20 protein-coding genes are annotated in these 19925 nt (G+C 48.0%); 10 read left to right on the top strand and 10 right to left on the bottom strand.

Annotated elements, in window-relative coordinates; translation table 11 throughout:
• Positions 1–32: 32 nt before the first annotated feature.
• The 6 genes from AC1DXC_RS01605 to AC1DXC_RS01630 all read right to left on the bottom strand — a co-directional run bounded on the left by AC1DXC_RS01605 (position 33) and on the right by AC1DXC_RS01630 (position 3269).
• Positions 33–410: a VOC family protein gene (locus AC1DXC_RS01605; RefSeq protein WP_477457373.1), complete on the bottom strand. Its 378-nt coding sequence runs from the start codon at positions 408–410 to the stop codon at positions 33–35.
• Between the two features lie 75 nt (positions 411–485).
• The gene (locus AC1DXC_RS01610; protein ID WP_477457374.1) at positions 486–1301 is read right to left on the bottom strand and encodes a helix-turn-helix domain-containing protein; all 816 of its coding nucleotides are present in this window, start codon (positions 1299–1301) and stop codon (positions 486–488) included.
• Positions 1302–1367: 66 nt separating this feature from the next.
• Positions 1368–1862 (bottom strand): SRPBCC family protein, encoded by a 495-nt coding sequence (locus AC1DXC_RS01615; protein ID WP_477457375.1) that lies wholly within the window; start codon positions 1860–1862, stop codon positions 1368–1370.
• A gap of 7 nt (positions 1863–1869) precedes the next feature.
• A complete protein-coding gene (locus AC1DXC_RS01620; protein ID WP_477457376.1) occupies positions 1870–2235 on the bottom strand; it encodes an iron chaperone in 366 nt (121 codons plus the stop codon).
• A 6-nt stretch (positions 2236–2241) separates the two neighbouring features.
• Positions 2242–2718, bottom strand: a complete 477-nt coding sequence (locus AC1DXC_RS01625; RefSeq protein WP_477457377.1) for a VOC family protein — start codon at positions 2716–2718, stop codon at positions 2242–2244.
• 191 nt (positions 2719–2909) lie between these two features.
• Positions 2910–3269: an ArsR/SmtB family transcription factor gene (locus AC1DXC_RS01630; RefSeq protein ID WP_477457378.1), complete on the bottom strand. Its 360-nt coding sequence runs from the start codon at positions 3267–3269 to the stop codon at positions 2910–2912.
• A 438-nt stretch (positions 3270–3707) separates the two neighbouring features.
• Between AC1DXC_RS01630 and AC1DXC_RS01635 the strand changes: the two genes are divergently transcribed.
• Genes AC1DXC_RS01635 through AC1DXC_RS01645 form a run of 3 tightly spaced genes read left to right on the top strand, consistent with a single transcriptional unit; the run spans position 3708 to position 7261 of the window.
• A complete protein-coding gene (locus tag AC1DXC_RS01635; protein WP_477457379.1) occupies positions 3708–4184 on the top strand; it encodes a group II truncated hemoglobin in 477 nt (158 codons plus the stop codon).
• The gene (locus AC1DXC_RS01640; RefSeq protein WP_477457380.1) at positions 4184–5587 is read left to right on the top strand and encodes an ATP-binding protein; all 1404 of its coding nucleotides are present in this window, start codon (positions 4184–4186) and stop codon (positions 5585–5587) included. Before AC1DXC_RS01635 ends, AC1DXC_RS01640 begins: the two co-directional genes overlap by 1 nt.
• Before the next feature lie 15 nt (positions 5588–5602).
• Positions 5603–7261, top strand: a complete 1659-nt coding sequence (locus AC1DXC_RS01645) for an FAD-dependent oxidoreductase (protein ID WP_477457381.1) — start codon at positions 5603–5605, stop codon at positions 7259–7261.
• A gap of 160 nt (positions 7262–7421) precedes the next feature.
• Here AC1DXC_RS01645 and AC1DXC_RS01650 read toward each other — a convergent pair whose 3' ends face one another.
• Positions 7422–7757 carry a hypothetical protein gene (locus AC1DXC_RS01650; protein ID WP_477457382.1) on the bottom strand — a complete coding sequence of 112 codons (336 nt, stop codon included), beginning with the start codon at positions 7755–7757 and terminating at the stop codon, positions 7422–7424.
• A gap of 776 nt (positions 7758–8533) precedes the next feature.
• On the opposite strand from AC1DXC_RS01650, the gene AC1DXC_RS01655 reads away from it, so the two are divergent.
• From AC1DXC_RS01655 to AC1DXC_RS01675, 5 genes are all read left to right on the top strand, one after another.
• Entirely contained in the window at positions 8534–9982 is a 1449-nt protein-coding gene (locus AC1DXC_RS01655) for a circularly permuted type 2 ATP-grasp protein (RefSeq protein ID WP_477457383.1), read from the top strand.
• Between the two features lie 142 nt (positions 9983–10124).
• Complete coding sequence (locus AC1DXC_RS01660) at positions 10125–11060, top strand: alpha-E domain-containing protein (RefSeq protein ID WP_477457384.1); 936 nt, start codon at positions 10125–10127, stop codon at positions 11058–11060.
• A gap of 163 nt (positions 11061–11223) precedes the next feature.
• On the top strand, positions 11224–12204 hold the full coding sequence (locus AC1DXC_RS01665) for a transglutaminase family protein (RefSeq protein ID WP_477457385.1): 981 nt from the start codon (positions 11224–11226) through the stop codon (positions 12202–12204).
• 99 nt (positions 12205–12303) lie between these two features.
• Positions 12304–13026, top strand: a complete 723-nt coding sequence (locus tag AC1DXC_RS01670; protein WP_477457386.1) for a proteasome-type protease — start codon at positions 12304–12306, stop codon at positions 13024–13026.
• Between the two features lie 5 nt (positions 13027–13031).
• Positions 13032–13880, top strand: coding sequence for a transglutaminase-like domain-containing protein (locus AC1DXC_RS01675; protein ID WP_477457387.1), 849 nt, complete (start codon positions 13032–13034; stop codon positions 13878–13880).
• A 132-nt stretch (positions 13881–14012) separates the two neighbouring features.
• On the opposite strand, the gene AC1DXC_RS01680 is transcribed toward AC1DXC_RS01675, so the two are convergent.
• From AC1DXC_RS01680 to AC1DXC_RS01690, 3 genes are all read right to left on the bottom strand, one after another.
• Complete coding sequence (locus tag AC1DXC_RS01680) at positions 14013–14660, bottom strand: hypothetical protein (protein WP_477457388.1); 648 nt, start codon at positions 14658–14660, stop codon at positions 14013–14015.
• Positions 14661–14725: 65 nt separating this feature from the next.
• Positions 14726–15292, bottom strand: a complete 567-nt coding sequence (locus tag AC1DXC_RS01685) for a Crp/Fnr family transcriptional regulator (protein WP_477457389.1) — start codon at positions 15290–15292, stop codon at positions 14726–14728.
• 15 nt (positions 15293–15307) lie between these two features.
• A complete protein-coding gene (locus AC1DXC_RS01690; RefSeq protein ID WP_477457390.1) occupies positions 15308–16510 on the bottom strand; it encodes a glycosyltransferase in 1203 nt (400 codons plus the stop codon).
• A gap of 166 nt (positions 16511–16676) precedes the next feature.
• On the opposite strand from AC1DXC_RS01690, the gene AC1DXC_RS01695 reads away from it, so the two are divergent.
• Both AC1DXC_RS01695 and AC1DXC_RS01700 read left to right on the top strand, forming a co-directional pair.
• Positions 16677–17327: a class I SAM-dependent methyltransferase gene (locus AC1DXC_RS01695; RefSeq protein ID WP_477457391.1), complete on the top strand. Its 651-nt coding sequence runs from the start codon at positions 16677–16679 to the stop codon at positions 17325–17327.
• A gap of 164 nt (positions 17328–17491) precedes the next feature.
• Positions 17492–19690 (top strand): tetratricopeptide repeat-containing hybrid sensor histidine kinase/response regulator, encoded by a 2199-nt coding sequence (locus AC1DXC_RS01700; protein WP_477457392.1) that lies wholly within the window; start codon positions 17492–17494, stop codon positions 19688–19690.
• Positions 19691–19925 lie beyond the last annotated feature (235 nt).

Genomic DNA, 19925 nt, shown 5'->3' on the forward strand with positions numbered 1-19925 from the left:
TTGTGGCAGCCTCGGTGCGATGAAAATCGCTGCTACTTTTTGATGGATGTTATCCACCAGGTGTTACCGAATGGGTCGGTAACGCCGCAGGTACGGCCATAATCCTGGTCGCTTAGTTCCATTACGGTAGATGCGCCATTAGCAATGGCGAGATTGTAGGTTACGTCGGCATCGTCCACGTAAATAAAAAGGTTTGCGTTGGCTACCGCCCATTGGTCGCTGGCTTCGCAAAACATGATGGTGCTGCCACTGATCATAATTTCGGCGTGCATAATGGTGTCAGCATCGTCGCGCAGGCGTTTCATACCCGCATCGGCATTAAAAACTCTTTGGGTAAAATCAATAAAACCGGCTGCGTTTTTCAGCATCAGGTAGGGCATAATGGCCTGGTGTACTTTTGGGATTTCCATTGTTGTTGGTCGATTAATTAAATAATACATCAAAAGTAGCCCGGTCGGCATGGCCAAAATTGGAAAAACGCGACATCATTCCGCTTCCTTCCAATCGGTGCCCTCGTTATTGCCATTGAAATAGGTTTTGGGATGATAGCCCGAGAATTCCTTAAAATCATGAATAAAGTGTGATTGGTCGTAGTAGCCGCAATCGTAAGCTATCTGCGTAAGCGAATGGTTTTTATCCTTATACTTTTCAATAGCAGCCTGGAAACGGATAATGCGGGAGTATAATTTGGGACTGAAGCCCGCAAACTCCTTAAAGTTGCGCTCGAATTGCCGGGTGGAAAGGAAATGCTTTTGCGCCAGGGCATCCACCGTAATCGTTCCCTTGCTTTTGATGATATGGCTAATAGCCTTGAAAACGGGCGGCGGCGCCTTATGATATCGGTTTAATTGCGATTCAAAAAAGGCAGTTAAGATGGCTGTGCGCTGATAGTTATCAGTTGCCAGCATTATTTTTTCTTCAATATCGCTGCCGGTTTGCCCCAACAAAGCTGCAAGTTCTACTTGCTGGTTAACCACAGCCGACGCGGGCACGCCAAACAAGGCAGCAATCGCATAGGGGTAAAGGTACACACCAAAAATGCCAAAGGCTTCCTGGGTATGAAACCTGCTGAAACTTTGGGAAGGCCCGCCAACGCCTGATGTAAAGGAGGGGTTGCTTGTGCCGTTGGCGGCGATATCCGTAAAGCGGCCTTTGTAATGGAAAACCATTTCACAGCAGCCATCAGCCATAGCACGGTGGGTATATGGCCGGGTCGGGTTAACGCCATCATACTCCAGCACCCAAAAAAAGCGCACATAGGCGCTTAAGTTTGGTTTGCATGCGATGGTATAATAGTTCATTTCAATGCAGGTGCTTATATTGTGGTGTTATCAAATATAAGCATCTGCACATAAAGCCTTATCGCTTTATTTTGCCATCTCTTCAAAAAGCTCATCCAGCCGCCAGTGCGAATCTTTTACGCCGCGCTCCATGCCGTGCTGTATCATCCCGTCCCTATCGGCAACGGATGAAAAAATGGACTGCACTACAACTTTGGTACGGCCACCAGGTAGCTCTTCCAGCCGGGCTATTTCCAGTGAAACATGGCCGCGCTCGGGCATGCCCTCAAATTCGAAGGTTTGGATGATGCGTTCAGGGGCTGTTACCTCGTGCATTACGCCATGGAAACCGAAGGCATTGCCCTGCGCATCCGAGTGTACATAACGGTAATGGCCGCCGCTGCGGGCATCCCATTTGTCGATTTTCATAGTCAACTCGCGCGGGCCAAGCCAGCGGGGCACCAGCTCAGGGTCGGTAAATACTTTAAAAACTAGTTCGCGCGGGGCATCAAACTCGCGGGTGATGAATAGTTCCTGTTTGCCGGGTTCGGCTTTAATGGTGGTTTCGTTATTGCTTGCCATAGGTGTATTATTTAGTTTTTCTTGGTGCCTTTAAATTTTCGTTCAGCCTGAATTCTACGATGCGAGTAATCAAGTCGAGCGGCATCGGCTTACCCAGCGGGAATTGTACCGAACCTTTAGCGCTTTTATAACCCGCAATGTCATCCGCAAAAACCTTTATAGCCAATGCGCCGGGGTAAAACCCGATATGACGTTCGTACGCAGCAAAATGTGCCAGCAGCCCTTTGTACTTATAAGTGGGCATAGCATAGCTAATGCTTTCCTCGGCCTGGGGCATTACCTTTAATATGGCATCCTTTACCAGGCTCATGGCATCCTGTGTTTCCTGCGGGAACCATGTGAAATACTCCGCGACGTCTTTTGGAGTCCTCATAATGGGTTATTTGTTGTAATAAGCAGCCTCCAATTCGGCCACGTTTATCTTTACCATTTTCATCATAGCCTGCATGGCTCGTTGCGCACCTGCAGCATCGCTGCCACCAAGGTACTTGCCCAATGCATCAGGGATTATCTGCCACGACACGCCGTACTTATCGGTTATCCAGCCGCAGCGCGATGGCGTACCCTCTTCGGCAATTTTATCCCACAGTTCATCTACCTCGGCCTGGTCCTTGCATTTTACGAAGAAGGAAATGGCAGGGCTCTCGATTTTATAATGAGACCCACCATCCAATATCATAAACTCCACGCCTTCCAGCTCGAAAGTGGCGGTAAACACTCTGCCTTTGTGCTCGGGGGTATCACCCGGGAAATGGCGCTTATTTGTTATTTTAGAATTTTTAAAAACCGAGGTGTAAAAGTCGAGGGCTTCTTCTACCTGGCCATCGAACCATAAAAACGGACTGATCTTTTGCATAATATTTTAGTTTTAAGTTTATCAAAATTACTGCCGCATATCCGTACGGGCAGGGTGTTAATGCGACCATTTAACGGGCCGGAAGCGGCTCAATTTCTGAACTCGAATTGAACGAGTTTGAGGAATGGGCAGAAAGTCACCTATATTAATTCTGTGAATTCGGCAAATTCTTTAAAATTCGAGTTCAGATATTAAGCGTTTACTTTTTTAATCCTCCCTTCCGGGGAGGATTTAGGAGGGGCTTTTTTCAACTCTTCCAATATCTCGTCCATCCTGTCGAACTTATCGGCCCAAAGCTTGCGGTACTGCTCTATCCATTGTGCCACTTCGTTTAGCTGGCCAAGTTTGGCTTCGCAGTAGCGTTCGCGGCCCTGCTTCTTCATTTCTATCAGCCCGCATTCCATCAGTATTTTAATGTGTTGCGAAATGGCGGGGCGGCTCACCTCAAAATTCTCGGCTATGGCATTTAAGTTTAGCGGTTTATAGGCTATCAAATTAATAATATCCCTACGTGTTGGGTCGGCAATTGCCTGGAAAACATCTCTTCTCATCAAATCCTCTTAATTATGTAAGCGTTCGCTTACAAATATAATACGTAAGCAATTGCTTACGCAAATTTATTTGAAAATAATTTCTGAGAGGGGGGATATTGAGCGGGGAGGTTGTATAGCGAGGGTTTAACAGTTGAGCCTCCCAAGCCTGGCGTCTATATTCGCGTCGCGAGTTGACTCACCCCGACGGCACTTCGTGCGTCGACCCTCTCTGCTTCGCAAAGAAGGTAAGCTGCAATTTTTTTCTTTTCTTAATTCTCTTCACCCTCTTTAACGAAGTTAGAGAGGGTCGGGCAGCGGAGCGAACCCGGGGTGAGTCAAATAGGCGAACGAGATGTTACCACCGCTCTTCGCCATATCCCATAACTGTGCTTAAGATATATTTTCAGACAACCCTTCCTTGCAACCAACCCTTTTTTATTACTAATTTTATGGACTATGAAAAACATACCAACCTTGTATAGCTGGGTGGGTGGCAACGATGCCTTAGAAAAACTTACCGAAGTTTTTTATGATAAGGTGCTGCGCGATGATTTGCTACAGCCCGTGTTCAAGAACATGTCGGCTGTGCATAGCAAGCACGTAGCGCATTTTATCGCCGAAGTTTTTGGCGGCCCACAATTATACACGCAAGACGATGATGGCAGCCACGCAAAAATGGTGGCGCACCACGTAGGCAAGCTGCTTACCGAAAAACAGCGACAGCGATGGATAGCCCTGCTGCTGCAAAGCGTAGACGAGCTTGGCCTGGCCGACGACCCGGAGTTCCGGTCGGCATTGGTGGCTTACCTGGAGTGGGGCAGCCGCATAGCCGTAATCAATTCCAAATTAACCGATAACCCTTTGCAGCACGATGCGCCTATGCCCAAATGGGGATGGGGCGTGCCAGGCGGCCCTTATATACCCGAAGAATAATGAACGCAATATCCTTAGAAGATTTAAAGGCCATCCCGGTGCTTACCGAAGTGCCCGATGTGCAACTGCAATGGTTTATAGATAACGGCGAAATAGTGGAGATGGAAGAGGGGCAGCGCATGTTCGAAGTGGGCGAACCCGTAAACATGACTTCTGTTATACTGGAAGGCCGCATACGTATATGTGTAATGCAGAACGGGAAGTTTCGCGAGGTAGCCGTGATCCGCGAGCAGGGCATTACCGGTTACCTACCCTTTTCGCGGGCCAAGAAAACGCCCGGCTTTGGCGAGTGCACCAAAAAAGGACGTATTTTTAGGGTGCCGGCCGAAAAGATAAAAGAAGCCACCCAACTCCATTACGAACTGACCGAAGCGCTGGTACACACCATGACCAGCCGCATACGCGATTTTACTTCGTTGCAACAGCAAAACGAAAAGATGTTTGCCCTTGGCAAGCTATCCGCCGGGCTGGCGCACGAACTTAACAACCCTGCGGCGGCCATCAGCCGGGGGGCATCATCCCTTAACGCGCAAATACAGAACCTGCCGGCCATGTTTAAAGCGATAGTAAGCTTGAACATGACACCCGAAAAGGTAGATACCATTAACGAGCTGCTGGTTACACGCGCCAACCAAACCGATAGGCCTGTACTAAGCATGATGGATAAAGCCGACCGCGAAGACGACCTGAGCGACTGGCTGATGGACCACGAAATAAAAAAACTGGAATTTGCCGAAAACCTGGTCGACTTTGATTTTAAGCCCGGGGACCTGGATCATATGAATGCCTGCACGCCGGTTTCGGAAGAATTAGAAATCGTACTGGCCTGGGTAAACAATTACCTGCTGGCCACCAAGATGATTGCTGATATCAAAGAATCATCGCAACGGATATCGCAATTGGTTACCTCGGTAAAAACGTTTACGCACATGGATAGGGATAGCGACAAGCAACTGCTGGATATACACGCCGGCATACGCAACACCCTCACCATGCTCGATTATAAGCTTAAAAAAGGAAATATTAAATTAGCCGAGGATTTTGACCTTAGCCTGCCGCAGGTGAAAGCCATGGCCGGCGAGCTGAACCAGGTATGGACCAACGTTATCGACAACGCCATAGATGCCATGGAAGTAAACGGCAGCGGCCTGCTGGAAATAAAAACAAAAAAAGACCGCCAGTTTGTAGAAATAATCATAAAAGACAACGGACCCGGTATCCCCGAAGAACTGCAATCGCAGATATTCGACCCGTTTTTTACCACAAAAGATATGGGCAAGGGCACCGGGCTGGGCCTGGATGTGGTTACCCGCATCATACGCCAGCATAACGGCACGGTAAAGGTAAAATCGGTGCCGGGGAGCACTGAGTTCATCATCTGCTTCCCCATAAACGACGATTAATTTATTTAGAAAGACATGGATCAACCTATCATATTTGCTATTGACGATGACCCGCAGGTACTTCGGGCCATAACGCGCGACTTGAAGAACCACTACCGGCAGGACTACCGCATCCTGAGCACCACTTCGGTAAAAGAGGCATTAGACAGCCTGCTGGAGCTGAAAAACAAAGGCGAGGTAGTGGCGATGTTCGTATCGGACCAGCGCATGCCCGAAATGGAAGGCGTGGATTTTTTATGCAAGGCTTTAACTTTTTTCCCTCACGCCAAGCGTGTATTGCTCACCGCTTACGCCGATACCGAAGCGGCCATCAAAGCAATAAACGATGTAAAGCTGGATTACTACCTCACCAAACCCTGGGACCCGCCCGAGGAAAAGCTATACCCTATCATAACCGATATGCTGGAGGATTGGCAGGGCAATTACCGCCCCGATTTCAAAGGGATAAAGGTAATAGGCTACCAATTTTCTCCGAAATCCCACGATATTAAGGAGTTTTTATCGGGAAACCTGGTGCCTTACCTGTGGCTGGACGCCAATTCCGAAGAGGCGAAAAAACTTTCGGCTATCAATAAGCTGGATGCGAAGCACCTCCCCGCCATCATATTTGCCGACGGCACGTTACTGAAAACCCCTGCCATAAGGGATGTGGCGGCGAAGATTGGCTTGAGCCAATCTGCCAAAAATGAGCTGTATGACGTAGTGATTATAGGTGCCGGCCCTGCAGGGCTGGCCGCATCGGTGTACGGTTCATCGGAGGGCTTGAAAACCTTGCTGATTGAGCGCAAAGCACCTGGTGGCCAGGCGGGCACCAGTTCCCGCATCGAAAATTACCTGGGCTTCCCGGCTGGGTTAAGTGGTGCCGACCTTACGCGCCGCGCCATTACACAGTCTACCCGTTTCGGTACAGACTTCCTTTCGCCGCAATCGGTAAAAGAAATCAGGCTGAAAGACAATTATAAAACCGTGGTGATGGATGATAACAGCGAGGTGGTGACCAAATCGGTAGTGATAACCACCGGCGTTGATTACCGGCAGCTGACCACGCCCGGCATCGAAAAATTCACGGGCGCGGGCATCTACTACGGTGCCGCCATGACGGAGGCCGCAAGCTGCAAGGATGCCAATGTGTACATCGTAGGCGGCGGTAACTCAGCAGGGCAAGGGGCCATGTATCTTTCCAAATTTGCCAGGCACGTTTATATCATGATACGCAAGGAGAGCTTAGCGGCTACCATGTCGTCCTACCTTATCGACCAGATTGCCGGCGTGGGCAATATTACCCTGCTTCCCTGCTGTGAAATTGTTGAAGCCAAAGGCGAGAGCCGCCTGCAACAATTGGTGATAAAAAACCTGGATAATGGCGAAACCCGTACCGAAGATGCCGATGCGCTGTATATTTTCATCGGGGCCAAACCCTTTACCGATTGGCTAGGCAAAGCCGTTATCAAAAATGACAAAGGCTTCGTAGAAACCGGCCGGGACCTGAACAGTTGCCAGGACTTCGAGAAGATGTGGAAATCTAAACGAGATCCATACCTGCTGGAGACCAGCATCCCAGGCATTTTCGCCGCAGGCGATGTACGTGCCGGCGCCATGAACCGAGTAGCTTCGGCCGTGGGCGAAGGCTCTATGGCCATCAGTTTCGTGCATAAATATTTGGCGGAGATATAGGCGCGTTTTCGGCAAAATCGCCAAAATTACCGTCGAAAATCTCCGTGTTTTTGTAACAATACATCAAAAAAAGGTAGCTTTTAGTGCCTTTTTTGGTCAGAATTTTTTTTGTTCCCGCGATAGCAAAGCAGCCCGGTAAAATAACTACAGGGCTGTTTTGTTATCGGTCGAAATCAAAATAGTTCACCATTTTCGTTCCCGAATTTCTATCGATGTTTTTTACAGTCCATCCCTTACTTTTATCTATGGTTTCCATAACGCTGCAGGTAAAAGTTAGTTCGAGGGTGTAATCGCCGATAAAATCACCTCCGTTAAACCAAAAAGTAATATTTTTCGACGTTAGCGGTAGGTTGGGGAATTCACCGCTGCTTTCCTGCAGGTATTGATATTCCTTCAGCGTTAAGTTTGTTGATACCATGCCGCCACGGTTTTTTGCCCTGATGGTTTTGCTGCAGATAGATTGCTCGGTAGCCCCCACTTTTAAATTGTGCCTCACTGTTAATATTGCGCCATGGAATACAAAAAGAGGCAACAGAGCCCAATAGGCGTATTTGAAAATTTCGTTATCCCATTTAAACAAACGGGTGACAATGAAATATAAGGCCACGCCGCCGGCAAACAGGGCAAGCGCCCAAAATTGAGAACTAACGTCCCCTAAAAAATCCTAGTTTAATTTATAATAATTTAAAGCGTCGCAAGTGCGGTCCGTCATGGTTACGGCCACCAAAAGCAAAAAACTGATTAAAACAAAAACGCCGACGAATGGCAGGTGCCTGTTTTGCATAATATATATCTGCAAAGTACTTAAATTACTCTACAAACTATAGGTGTAGACCGATGCCCTGAAGCATTTTGGGAGCTGATTAAATAGTCACTTGATTTATCGAAAAACGGCATAGCGGAGAAGCGTTGATCAAAAGCCAGGGAGTAAAGGTTATAGAAGAATAACATAGCGTTAATCTATTTGCCAAAACGCCCCCTTGACCGGGGGCATTTTTCTTTTTAACTTACCCTCATCTATTTATGCGTCTGCGATTGCTTGCGCAAAAGCCGGTGTTTGTTTCCGCTATGCGGATAAATAAGTTTGGCACTTTTTACAAATACAATTGCTTTTTTTGATAAAAAATGAGAGATAAATATTAAACTTGTATTAATTACCTTAATTTTTTCATAATTTACCAAAAAAATTAAGGCTTTAATGCGTTTTTTGATTATTATTACAATCTTATAGACCGTTCCGGCAATATTTTAGGCAACAAGGGAGAGTTTTTTATGTACCAATCGCAACATTTTGACAAATACAATCTAATAAACGGCGTATGGGACGAAATGTACAACGAAAAAAGCATCGTTCGCGACCATTATAAGAAAGTAATTGATTATTTGGCAAAAGAATCGCCGGATGATCTCAATAAAAAAGAAGAACTAGCCAAAAGGCTTTTCATGACCCAGGGCATCACCTTTACCGTGTACAACAGCGGCGAGGGCATAGAGAAGATTTTCCCTTTCGATATTATCCCGCGCATTATCACCGCCGCCGAGTGGGAATTCGTAGAGCGGGGCATCAAGCAGCGCCTCACAGCGTTAAACCTGTTCCTTAAGGATATTTACCACAACCAGTTCATTATTAAAGACGGCATCGTGCCGATTGATATCATCTACTCCTGCCCGCATTTCCTGCGCGAGATGTACCAGCTGGATGTGCCTTACGATGTATATGTACACATTGCCGGGATAGATTTGATACGCGATTACGACGGCACCTTTTACGTGCTGGAAGATAACCTGCGCACCCCATCGGGCGTAAGCTATATGCTGGAGAATCGCGAGATAACCAAACGCCTCTTCCCCGATTTGTTGCCTAATTGCAACGTGCGCAGCGTTACCGAATACCCGTCAATCCTGTACAAAAACCTGCTTTCGCTTTCGCCGAGGCAAATAAGTAACCCTACTATCGTGTTGCTTAGTCCGGGTATATACAACTCGGCCTATTTTGAGCATACCACCCTTGCCCGCCTGATGGGCGTAGAGCTGGTAGAGGGCAGGGATCTGGTAGTGAACAACCACAAGGTGTACATGAAAACCACTACTGGCCTGCAGCAGATTGATGTAATTTACCGCAGGGTGGATGATGAATTTTTAGATCCGCTGGTGTTTAACCCGGATAGCGTTTTGGGCGTAGCGGGCCTGATGGGTGCTTACCGCAAAGGCAACGTAGCCATTGTAAACGCCATAGGCAACGGCGTGGCCGATGATAAGGCCACCTATATTTACGTGCCCGATATGATAAAGTACTACCTTAATGAGGAGCCTATCCTCAAGAACGTACCTACCCACCGCCTGAACAACCCGGACGAGCGCGAGCACGTTTTCAAGAACATCAACAAAATGGTGGTTAAGAAAACGAATGGCAGCGGCGGCTACGGCATGCTGATGGGCCATGCATCCAGCGAGGAAGAGATTGAAGAATATAAGCTGGAGATACTGAAGGATCCGCGCAACTTCATCGCGCAGCCAACCATCAGCCTCTCGGCGGCGCCTTGTTATATCGGCGGCGTATTGCAGCCACGCCGTATAGACTTGAGGCCTTACGCCCTTTGCGGCCCCGATGGCATAGAGATAGTGCCCGGCGGCCTAACCCGCGTGGCACTGAACGAGGGCTCGCTGGTGGTAAACAGTTCGCAGGGCGGCGGCAGCAAGGATACCTGGGTGCTGGCGTAGCCCGGCCCCCCAGCCCCCTGAAGGGGGAGTAGGAGTTAAAGGACGGAGGCAAGACTTTTAGAATCAAGAGACAAGAAATGTTATTCGAAATAATAGAAAATACTAATCAAAAGTCCCCCCTTCAGGGGGCTAGGGGGCTCATATGTTAAGCAGGGTAGCAGCAAGTTTTTATTGGTTAAGCCGTTACATCGAACGGAGCGACGGTATCCTGAGGATGCTGAAGATAAACTACAATTCCTCGCAGGATTCTACCGAGGGATTCGATTGGGCACCGGTTATACGCATATTTTCGGGGCACGATGAAGAGTTGGAACAACGCCTGGGCAATGATAGCCGCACGGTTTTAAGGTACATGGTTACCGATAAAAACAACCCCAACTCCATCCTCAACATCATCACGTTCGCCCGCGAAAATGCGCGTAGCGTGCAGGAGCATATCCCCAAGGATTTGTGGCAGTGCCTAAACGAGTACTACCATACCGTTAAAGACCCTAACCTTGATATCCGCCTGCAGCGGGAGGACCCGATAACCGTGCTGGATATCGTAATCAAACAGGTGATGCTTTACTACGGCACCGCCGAAATTACCATGGAACGTGGCCAGGGCCGCAGCTTCATGAACATAGGCAAGTACCTGGAGCGGGCCATACAATCTATCGATATCCTGGATATTAAATACAAACCCACAAGTGCCAATCCAACCTTGCTTACGGATATCACTTACTGGAAACACCTGCTGCTATCCATCGGCGGATACGAATTGTACCTTAAAACCTACCGCGACGGGTTGGAGGCGCAAAACGTGATAGAGCAGATTATCCTCAATAACGATTTCCCGCGCTCGGTTATCTATTCGGTAAACAACATACAGCGATATTTCGAGCGGCTAAAAAACAATAGCAACGTAAACGATTACCGCGAGATATCGTTCCTGATAGGCAAGCTACAGAGCAGTATCAAATACAGTTCGGTAAAAAGCATCACCAACCAGGGGCTACACCAGTTTCTGACGCTGATAAAAGACGACCTGTACAAAATTGGCAACTCACTCAACGAATATTATTTTGCAAACTCCTGATTAATTGAATTTGAAAAAATACTACCTGAAGAAAAGCTAATTTGAAAATTTGGTGATTTGAAAAGTTGAAGATTAACCTACCGCGACAGCATTTTCAAACCTTCGAATTGCCGAATTTTCAAATTAACTGATCTTCAAACCCCCAAATTAACTATTGATCCCCATGCCCGAATTTAAGATACAGCACGTTACCAAATACTCGTACGATAGCCAGGTGCGCGATAGCGCCAACAGCATCATACTGTACCCCATAGCCGATATTTACCAGGAGGTTTTAAAACACGAATTGGATATTACCGGCCACCCCCAAATAGATACTTATATAGATTATTATGGCAACGAGGTGGGCAGCTTTACCTATAGTGAGCCCCACAATTTGCTGCTGATAAACTCTATATTGTCGGTAAGCACACACCCCAGGCCATTGCCTGTTGATGATGAGCCATCGGTAGCCCAGTGGAACGAACTGTACAACATTAAATACATCGTGCCATACATCGACTTTTTGAAGCAGGAGTATTTTGAAGGATTGAGCGAATTAACGCCCATCGTAAACAGTGTGCGGCTATCCAATGATACCCCTTACCAAACCGCACTTAAGTTTACCGAATACGTTTACAAAAACTTTGAATACATAAAAGGAGTAACCACAGTAGAAACTACCCTCGATGAGATTTGGCAACTTAAAGCCGGCGTTTGCCAGGATTTTGCACACATACTCATGGTGATGCTGCGCCTGGTAGGCATGCCTGCCCGTTATGTAAGCGGCTATATTTGCCCCAACCGCGATGGTATGCGCGGCGAGGGCGCAACCCATGCCTGGGCCGAAGCCTATCTGCCCGGCTATGGCTGGCTGGGTCTGGATCCTACCAACAACTGCATAGCCAACGAAAATCACATACGCCTGGCCGTGGGCCGCAACTTTAGCGATTGCTCGCCGGTAAAAGGTGTTTACAAAGGCTCGGCTAAGCATATACTGACGGTTTCTGTTTCCGTTGGTTACGAGGATGAAAGCCCGCTGCCCCACCCCGAAGAAGTGTTTACCGCCACCACTTTCCCCGTGGTTGAAAAGCCAACCCCGCCGCGCAACAGCTACGAAAGGTATATGGAGATTATCCAGCAACAACAACAGCAGCAGCAGTAGTTTTGTGCCCCGTGACCATCGCCCCGTAACGACCTGTTTCGTCTGTGTTTAAATAGTCGAAACGCTGAAACTTAGTCGGCACCTTGCTGTTGTACTGCAATGACATACTGTTTGGGGATAAAAGTTAAAGAGGGCCTGGTGGCCATTGCCGATACCCGCATTACCACCGGTACAGATACTACCGTAAAAAAAAAGATTACCATCGTACAGAAGGACCATCACTCCCTGTTCATTATGACCAGCGGGCTGCGTTCTGTGCGGGATAAGGCCATCGTTTATTTCAACGAACTGCTGAAAACCGAAGAGTTTACCCAGCTTTTCGAAGCTGTAAATGCTTTTGGGCAACAAGTGCGGCGCGTGGCCGACGAGGACCGTGCAGCGTTGGAGAAGAGCGGCTTCAGATTCGACCTGAATACCATCATCGGCGGGCAGCTGAAAGACGATGAAGAGCATAAATTATTCCTGCTTTACCCCGAGGGTAATTGGGTGGAGCTTGGCCTTGGCGCGCCATTTGTAGTAATAGGCAACTCGGGGCACGGAAAAGCCATCCTTAACCGTATATTGGAAGAGGGGTCGGATATGAAGCTTGCGCTTAAGGCGGGTTTCCTGTCTTTCGATAGTACCCGGGTAAGCAGCAATAATGTGGATTTTCCGATAGACGTAGCCTTGTATAAAAGGGATACTTTCGAACTGGTAGAGCAGCGTTATACCCAGCGCGATATGGCAGACATATCTGCGCAATGGGCCGATGAATTAAAAAGTGCGCTGATGAACATCCCTGGCGAATGGATGGATAAAGCGTTTGACAAATTACCTAAATAGCAACCATGAAATTTAAAGTATCGGCCGGGTTAGAGTATGATATCATAGCGCCGAGCACCTTAATACTAAACATACATGCGCTAAGGACAGCACATCAAACGGTGCTGGAAGAAACATTATTTATAGACCCCTACATAAAAATAGAAGAACTTAATGCCACAAACGGCGAGAACCGCTTCGTTCGGCTGGAGTTGCCCGATACCGGCCATATCAGCATTAAATACGAAGCACTGGTTGACACCTATTACGAGGTGAAAGATTATTCTTCCGTAGAAGAAATGCCTGTGGGCCGCTGCGACGCATCGGTACTGCCGTACCTTAACCCCAGCCGCTACTGCCAGTCGGACAAGCTGTCGCGCATGGCCAATAACAACTTCGGCCACATCAGCAGCCCCTTCGGGCAGGTGTTTGCCATTACCGATTGGATTTACCGCAATGTTGAATACCTAAGCGGCTCTACCGATTCGGAAACATCGGCCTATGATACCGTAACCCAGCAAGCCGGCGTATGCCGCGATTTTGCCCACCTGGGGATTGCGCTTTGCCGCGCGCTCACCATACCGGCGAGGTATTTTACGGGCTATGCCTATCAACTGAATCCACCAGATTTCCATGCCTGTTTCGAAGCCTACCTGGGTGGCGATTGGGTTTTGTTTGATGCTACGCGCCTGGTACCCTTAAACGGACTGGTGAAAATTGCCACCAGCCGCGATGCTGCCGATGCCTCCATCGCCAGCATCTTCGGCAACCTGTATTGCACCAACATACAGGCATCTTGCGAATACGCAAGCCAGGAGCCCTTTAGCCCTTTATATTACACCAAGTCGATTTTTGACGGTATTACGTATTTGTAGGGGGCGATTCACCACCTCGTCATTGCGAGGAACGAAGCAATCTCTACGTAGGACAAACCACTTTGCAGGCTGCTCTGCTAACCGGGAGATTGCTTCGTGCCTCGCAATGACGATGAGGAGAAAAAGGCTGAATCATCCAACCAACTTGCATATAACCTCTTCCACTTTCCTTTGCTCCTCCGCATCCAGGCATCGGGTGGCACTCAAATAACTTAGGGCGGTTATTAGTTTGTTAATGTCGGCTTCGGTACCCATACAGGGGAGGTACGCGGGTAACACCAGCGATAGTGGCCGCAACGCTTTCCGTTCGCACCAGGCGTTTATCAGCTCATCTATTGAAGCGTTGCCGAAAGATTTAATGCCGGTGCGGTTCAGGCCATCTGCTATGCCGGCTTTTAGCATATTGCCGAAACCGCCCTCGGGCAAATGGATGGCGTTATCGGCTGCCAGCTGGTAATAGCGGGCGGCGGCGGGTATATCCCGCAATGTTTCGTACGATTTGGCAATGTTGAGGTACAGCGATGGGTAGTGCGCCCTCAGCGTTGCGTCTGCAACAGCTTCGGCGTATTTTAACGAATCTAAATTCCATTGCAGGCTAACCAATGGGTCGAGCTGGTTGCGGGCACAGTAATGGGCTGCGGTAAAGCGTTCGAAATCGTTGGTTGCCGCTTCCCAGGCTTGCATAAAACAGGCATTGGCTTCATCGATACTACCCTCGGCCTCGGCCTGCATCCCCTTGGCGCATAATTGTACTACTTTATTTTCCGGGTCGAAATTCATTGGCTTATAATTTTAACAAGGATAGCTCAAGGTATTTCAATTCGCATTGATGCAGGTCAATAAATTCAATTAGATTTTAGCCGGCTTAAAGTTTCGGGGCTTATATCCAGGTAGGTGGCTACTATTTTATTGGGCACCCGCTGAACTATCTGCGGGTTTTGCGCCAATACCTGCTCGTAGCGCGCTTTGGCGTTGAGGGTAACCACACTTTCCAGCCGGTGGTTATTGTGAATATAGGCCGATTCCAAAAGGCGGCAGTAAAAATCTTTCCACCCGGCAATCGTTTCGGTGAGCGCAAAAAAATCGTGGCGGGCAATAGCAAGCAGTTCGGTATTTTCCAAAGTTTCAACAAACTCGAATGAGGCCTGGCCGGAGATAAAACTTGCCAGCGAGGTAACCAGCATGCCTTCAAAGGCAAAAAGCCTTGTGCGCTCCACCCCCTGCTGCGATAGATAATAAACGCGCAGGCTGCCTTTACTTACAAAAAAAAGTTTATCGCAGGTATCGCCCTGCCTGTATAAAAGCATGCCGCGTTTAGCTTTCAGCAACTTGAATTGGCTGGTTGTGGCAGCCAGCTCATCCGCGTTCAGAGTTGCGTTGTGGGCCAGGTATCTTTTAAGCAATGCCAGCATAATGGTTGGTTGCGGCTATGCCGGATAAAGCTCCCGCTCTACAGTTTCTATCACATCAGATAGCTCATCGGCGCGGTGGTCCCAGGTATTGCCCTCGGCAATGGCCAGCCGGCTTTCGCGTTTAGCGGTGGTGTCGGTATTTATTTCCTGTAGCAGGTATTCCAGGAAATCCTCCTTGTTATCGGCTATCTTAATGATCCCCTCAAAGTCGGATAGGTCGCTAAAATCGGTACTCACTACAGGCAGGCCGGCGGCCAGGTATTCGTTTATCTTCATTGGATAAATACCCCGCGTAAAATCGTCTTTAATGAATGGGATTATCCCCACAGAAAATTGTTTGGAGTAAGCGGGCAATAACTCGGGTGCTTTGGCACCTTCCAACTTTACGTTTTTGTATTTCTTTAGTATCGCTTCCGATTTATCGCTCATGATGCGGCCCACGAAGGTGAACGTGGCATCGGGCATGTTTTTGAACAGATGCTCCAGGATCTCAAAGTCGAGTCGGTCGTCTACACTGCCTACGTAGCCGATATTTTTTGTGGTAAGGTTAACCTCCGGGTTAAAGCCTTGCCTAAAGAGCGAAGCCTTTACCGCATTGTGCACGGTGTAGCATCGCTTGGTTTCATGGCACTTACTGCTAAACAAGCCTTTCGAGGTTACGATTACGGCATCCACCATCTTCATAAACACCTGCTCCAGCTTTACACCGTGCTTGCTTAACCAGGGGTGCGCACCCTTTATCTCGTCGTAGCAGTGGTATATCAGTGTTTTTTCGTGGAAGCGGTGCCCCGTCATCACCCCCATGCCGGGGTTAAAGGATACGAAGTTGATAAGCTGTTGCTGCATATCCAGCTGCTTTAAAGCCTTGCGTATGCTGCGGCGCAACAGCCAGCCGTTGTAATTGAGCATGGCAGTAAAGAATTTCCCTGCAGGCAAAAAGCTCACCGGGAAAACAAGCGGAGGGGTAAGGATATGAACAGTGCCGCCCCCTTCGGGGTGTATTTCACTCAGGCGGCTTTTGAAGCCAAGGGCCTGCACATAATCTACTTTGTTTTTGTCCTTTACACCTGCAATGGCATCTTTATAAGTGTAGGGGTTTTCTACAAAAAGTATCTTGTTGCCGGCAGAGAGCACTTTCATCAGCTCTACTACCGCCTTAATGTAGTTACCGTGCCATTCGGTGCCGCTTATGCAGAGTATATTGCGGTTTTGGAGCATGCAGGTGTTTTCTTTTTGCTAAACTAACAATATTATTAACAACTTGTAATTGTATGTGCAGCATAATCATCCAAAACTTATTCGTTATTTGTTAAAATCATCTATCTTTAAAAACGGCAACATATAATGCCGTTTTTATTAACAGATAGCATATTTATTACCCCAAATGCCAATAGAAGAGAAACTGTATGTACACTATGGCTGCGGCCAGGCTGCTCCTCCCGAATGGAAGAATTTTGACGTATCGCCCACCTTGCGCATCCAGAAAACACCGATTTTAGGTTTCGTATTGAAAAAGGGCCTTGGCCAGGTTTTCGATAAAAACGTTCAGTATGGGGATATTACCGAAGGACTGCCCGGCATAAAAGACAGTACCGTTGATGGTGTGTACTGCTCGCACGTGCTGGAGCATATGTCATTCGAGCATTTCCGCATCGCGCTGCGCAATACTTACAAAATGCTGAAACCGGGCGGCATCTTCCGCATCATCATGCCCGATTTGGAGGTGCTGGTGCGCGATTATATCAATGATAAAGACGTAAAGCACGACCCCGAAGCCTCTATCACCCTTATCAAAAGGATGATGATGGGCATGGAGGTGAGGCCGCGCAATTTTAAGGCCGTTACCAAGCACTTGTTTGGCTACCTGGAGCATCTGTGGCTATGGGACTGGGAATCTACCGAGAAAGAGCTGCGCGATGTCGGTTTTACCAATATACGCCGCTGCGAATTCAACGATAGTGCCGACCCTATGTTTAAGCTGGTAGAAAACAAAAAACGCTGGGAGCTTGTAGTAAAGTTCGAGGCGATAAAGTAAATATTTTATAAGCAAAAAATAGGCTGTATCATCCGTAAATGGGTAATATGGCCTTTGTAATTTTGGGCCTCCCCCGCCTTTTCGTATAGCTGCCTGGTTTATGGAAGCATGCGTTTTTATGGGTTAATATTTAGTATATTAGTATTGTATAATAAACATTATATATGGAGGCGATAGGCACAACGGAACATAATACCATTAACCAGCTGCTGGATGATGCGTACACCAACCGTGTGCATAATTTAAAGTATAGCATAAAACTGGCTACCGAGGCCCTTCAGCTAAGCCGCAGGCACAACCAAAAGGCACTCATTGGCAAAAGCCTGAACCAGCTCTCGCTTTTTTACATGATACAGGGTGGTTACAAACGCTCGGTAAATATGGCCAAAGAGGCTATCCGCTGTTTTGAGGGCTTGCACGATGACAGGGGCATTGCCGATGCCAAATACAGCATAGCCGGCGTTTATTATAAAACCGATAACTTCCACCTTGGCCTCATTTGCCTTTTTGATTGCCTGAAGATCTACCGCAAGTACAACGATTGGCATAACCAGGCACGTACCCTAAAATCATTAGGCACCATTTACGAGTATTTTGGCGACCCTAAAAACGCAGTGCGTTCTTATGAAGGGGCCATAGAGGCGGCCCGCAGGGTAAAAGACCTAAACCTGGTATCTAACGCGTACAACCCACTCTCGGGCATATACCTTAACCAGGGCAAAATAGAAAAGGCCCTGCGTGTGATACAGGATTCTATTGGCATTAAATCAAAAACCGGGGATATACGCGGCCTGGCTTTTGCGCTGTACGGCCGCGGCAAGGTGTATACAGTAACCGGCCGCCTGCAGGAGGCCGAGAATGACTTTAAGAACGCCATAGACATACACATCAATGCCGGCGAAAAACTTGGCTTGGGCATGGCCTATCAAAAGATGGGGCAGCTGTATATTGTCTTGGGCCGGCTGGATAAAGCCAAACTGATACTGCAAAAGGGCCTCGATTTCAGCAATAAGTACAACATCGCCATTATACGCTTCAAGTGCAACTATCATTTGTATCAGATAAGCAAAATGGAAGGTGATACCGTAAAATCCCTGGAGTATCTGGAGCTTTACCTGGGCCAGAAGGAGGCAGTAATAAACACCCAAACGCTAAAGGTGATTGAGAACTACGAACTCATCACCAAAATGGAATCGATGGAGAAAGAGGCTAAGCTGAAAAAGGAGCGCGAGGCCATACAGGAAAAGCAGAAGCGCACAGAGCAATCGGCCAGGATGAAGCAGGAGTTCCTATCCACCATGAGTCATGAGATACGCACCCCGCTGAACGCAGTTACCACTATCACCTCTATGATTACGGCCAAATCTGCTTACGACGAGGAGTTAATGGATTCGCTTAAGTCGGCCTCTAATAACCTGCTGCTGGTAATAAACGATATATTGGATTTCACCAAGCTCGATTCGGGCAAGGTAGAGATAGAGAACCGGCCCCGCGTGTTGCAGGAGATACTGGAACGTGTAATAAAAACCTATAACAGCCTGGCCCACAAAAAGGGCATCGAGCTTTTGCTGGATGCTGATACCACGCTAGCCGGCTGCTACGAGTTGGACGAAACCAAGCTTTCGCAGATATTGGGCAACCTCATCAGTAATGCCGTAAAATACACCGATGCAGGCAACGTAACCCTGCAGGTACAGAAGCTATGCGCTAACGAGGATACCGAGACCTTACGCTTTGCTGTTACGGATACCGGCACCGGCATACACGAGGAGCATTTTGAAGAGATATTCGAAACCTTTTCGCAGCCCAAAGCCATCACCACCCGCAAGCAGGGCGGCTCGGGCCTGGGCCTGGCTATCGTAAAGAAACTTACGGGACTGTACGGCAGCACGGTTACGGTAAAAAGCAAGATAGGCGTGGGCTCGGAATTCACCTTTGAGCTTACCCTTAAAAAGGCGATTATCCCCGGTAGGGCCGTGCCCATGTCGGCCGAGGGGCTTAAGGGTAAAACCGTACTGCTGGCCGAGGATAATATGATAAACGCCATGGTAGCGCGCAAGCTGCTGGCCAACTGGGGCATGCAAAGCGAACACGCGGTAAATGGGATGGAGGCCGTAGAGAAAGCCAGCCTTAAGGCGTTCGACTTTATTTTGATGGATATACATATGCCCGAGATGAACGGTTTTGATGCCGCCGAGCAGATACGCCTTAATGGTAACCCTAATAAAAGCACCCCCGTTTTTGCCCTCACGGCCGATATTACCGCCGAAAGTAACGAGGATTATAAGAACTACTTCAACGGCTTTTTGCGCAAACCCATAGAGATAGAACGGCTGTACCTGGCGCTGCTGCAAGGCCAATAGCCCTGGGTGTCCCGGCGGCAAGTGTTCCACTTTGAATGCGGGACACTTGTTTTTAAATAAACATTGATTATCAGGAAGTTGTGTTTTTTTGTGGAACACCCCTGTTGTTTAAGTAAAGTCTATAATTAATTTATTATTAGATACTTAAATAAAATCAGCAAAAATGGGTGGGACACTTTTTTTACCACCGGCGGAACACTTGTGTAAACCCTGTTAAGGACTAACTGCACTCCGG

The sequence above is a fragment of the Mucilaginibacter sp. P2_D11 genome (genome assembly GCF_056404435.1).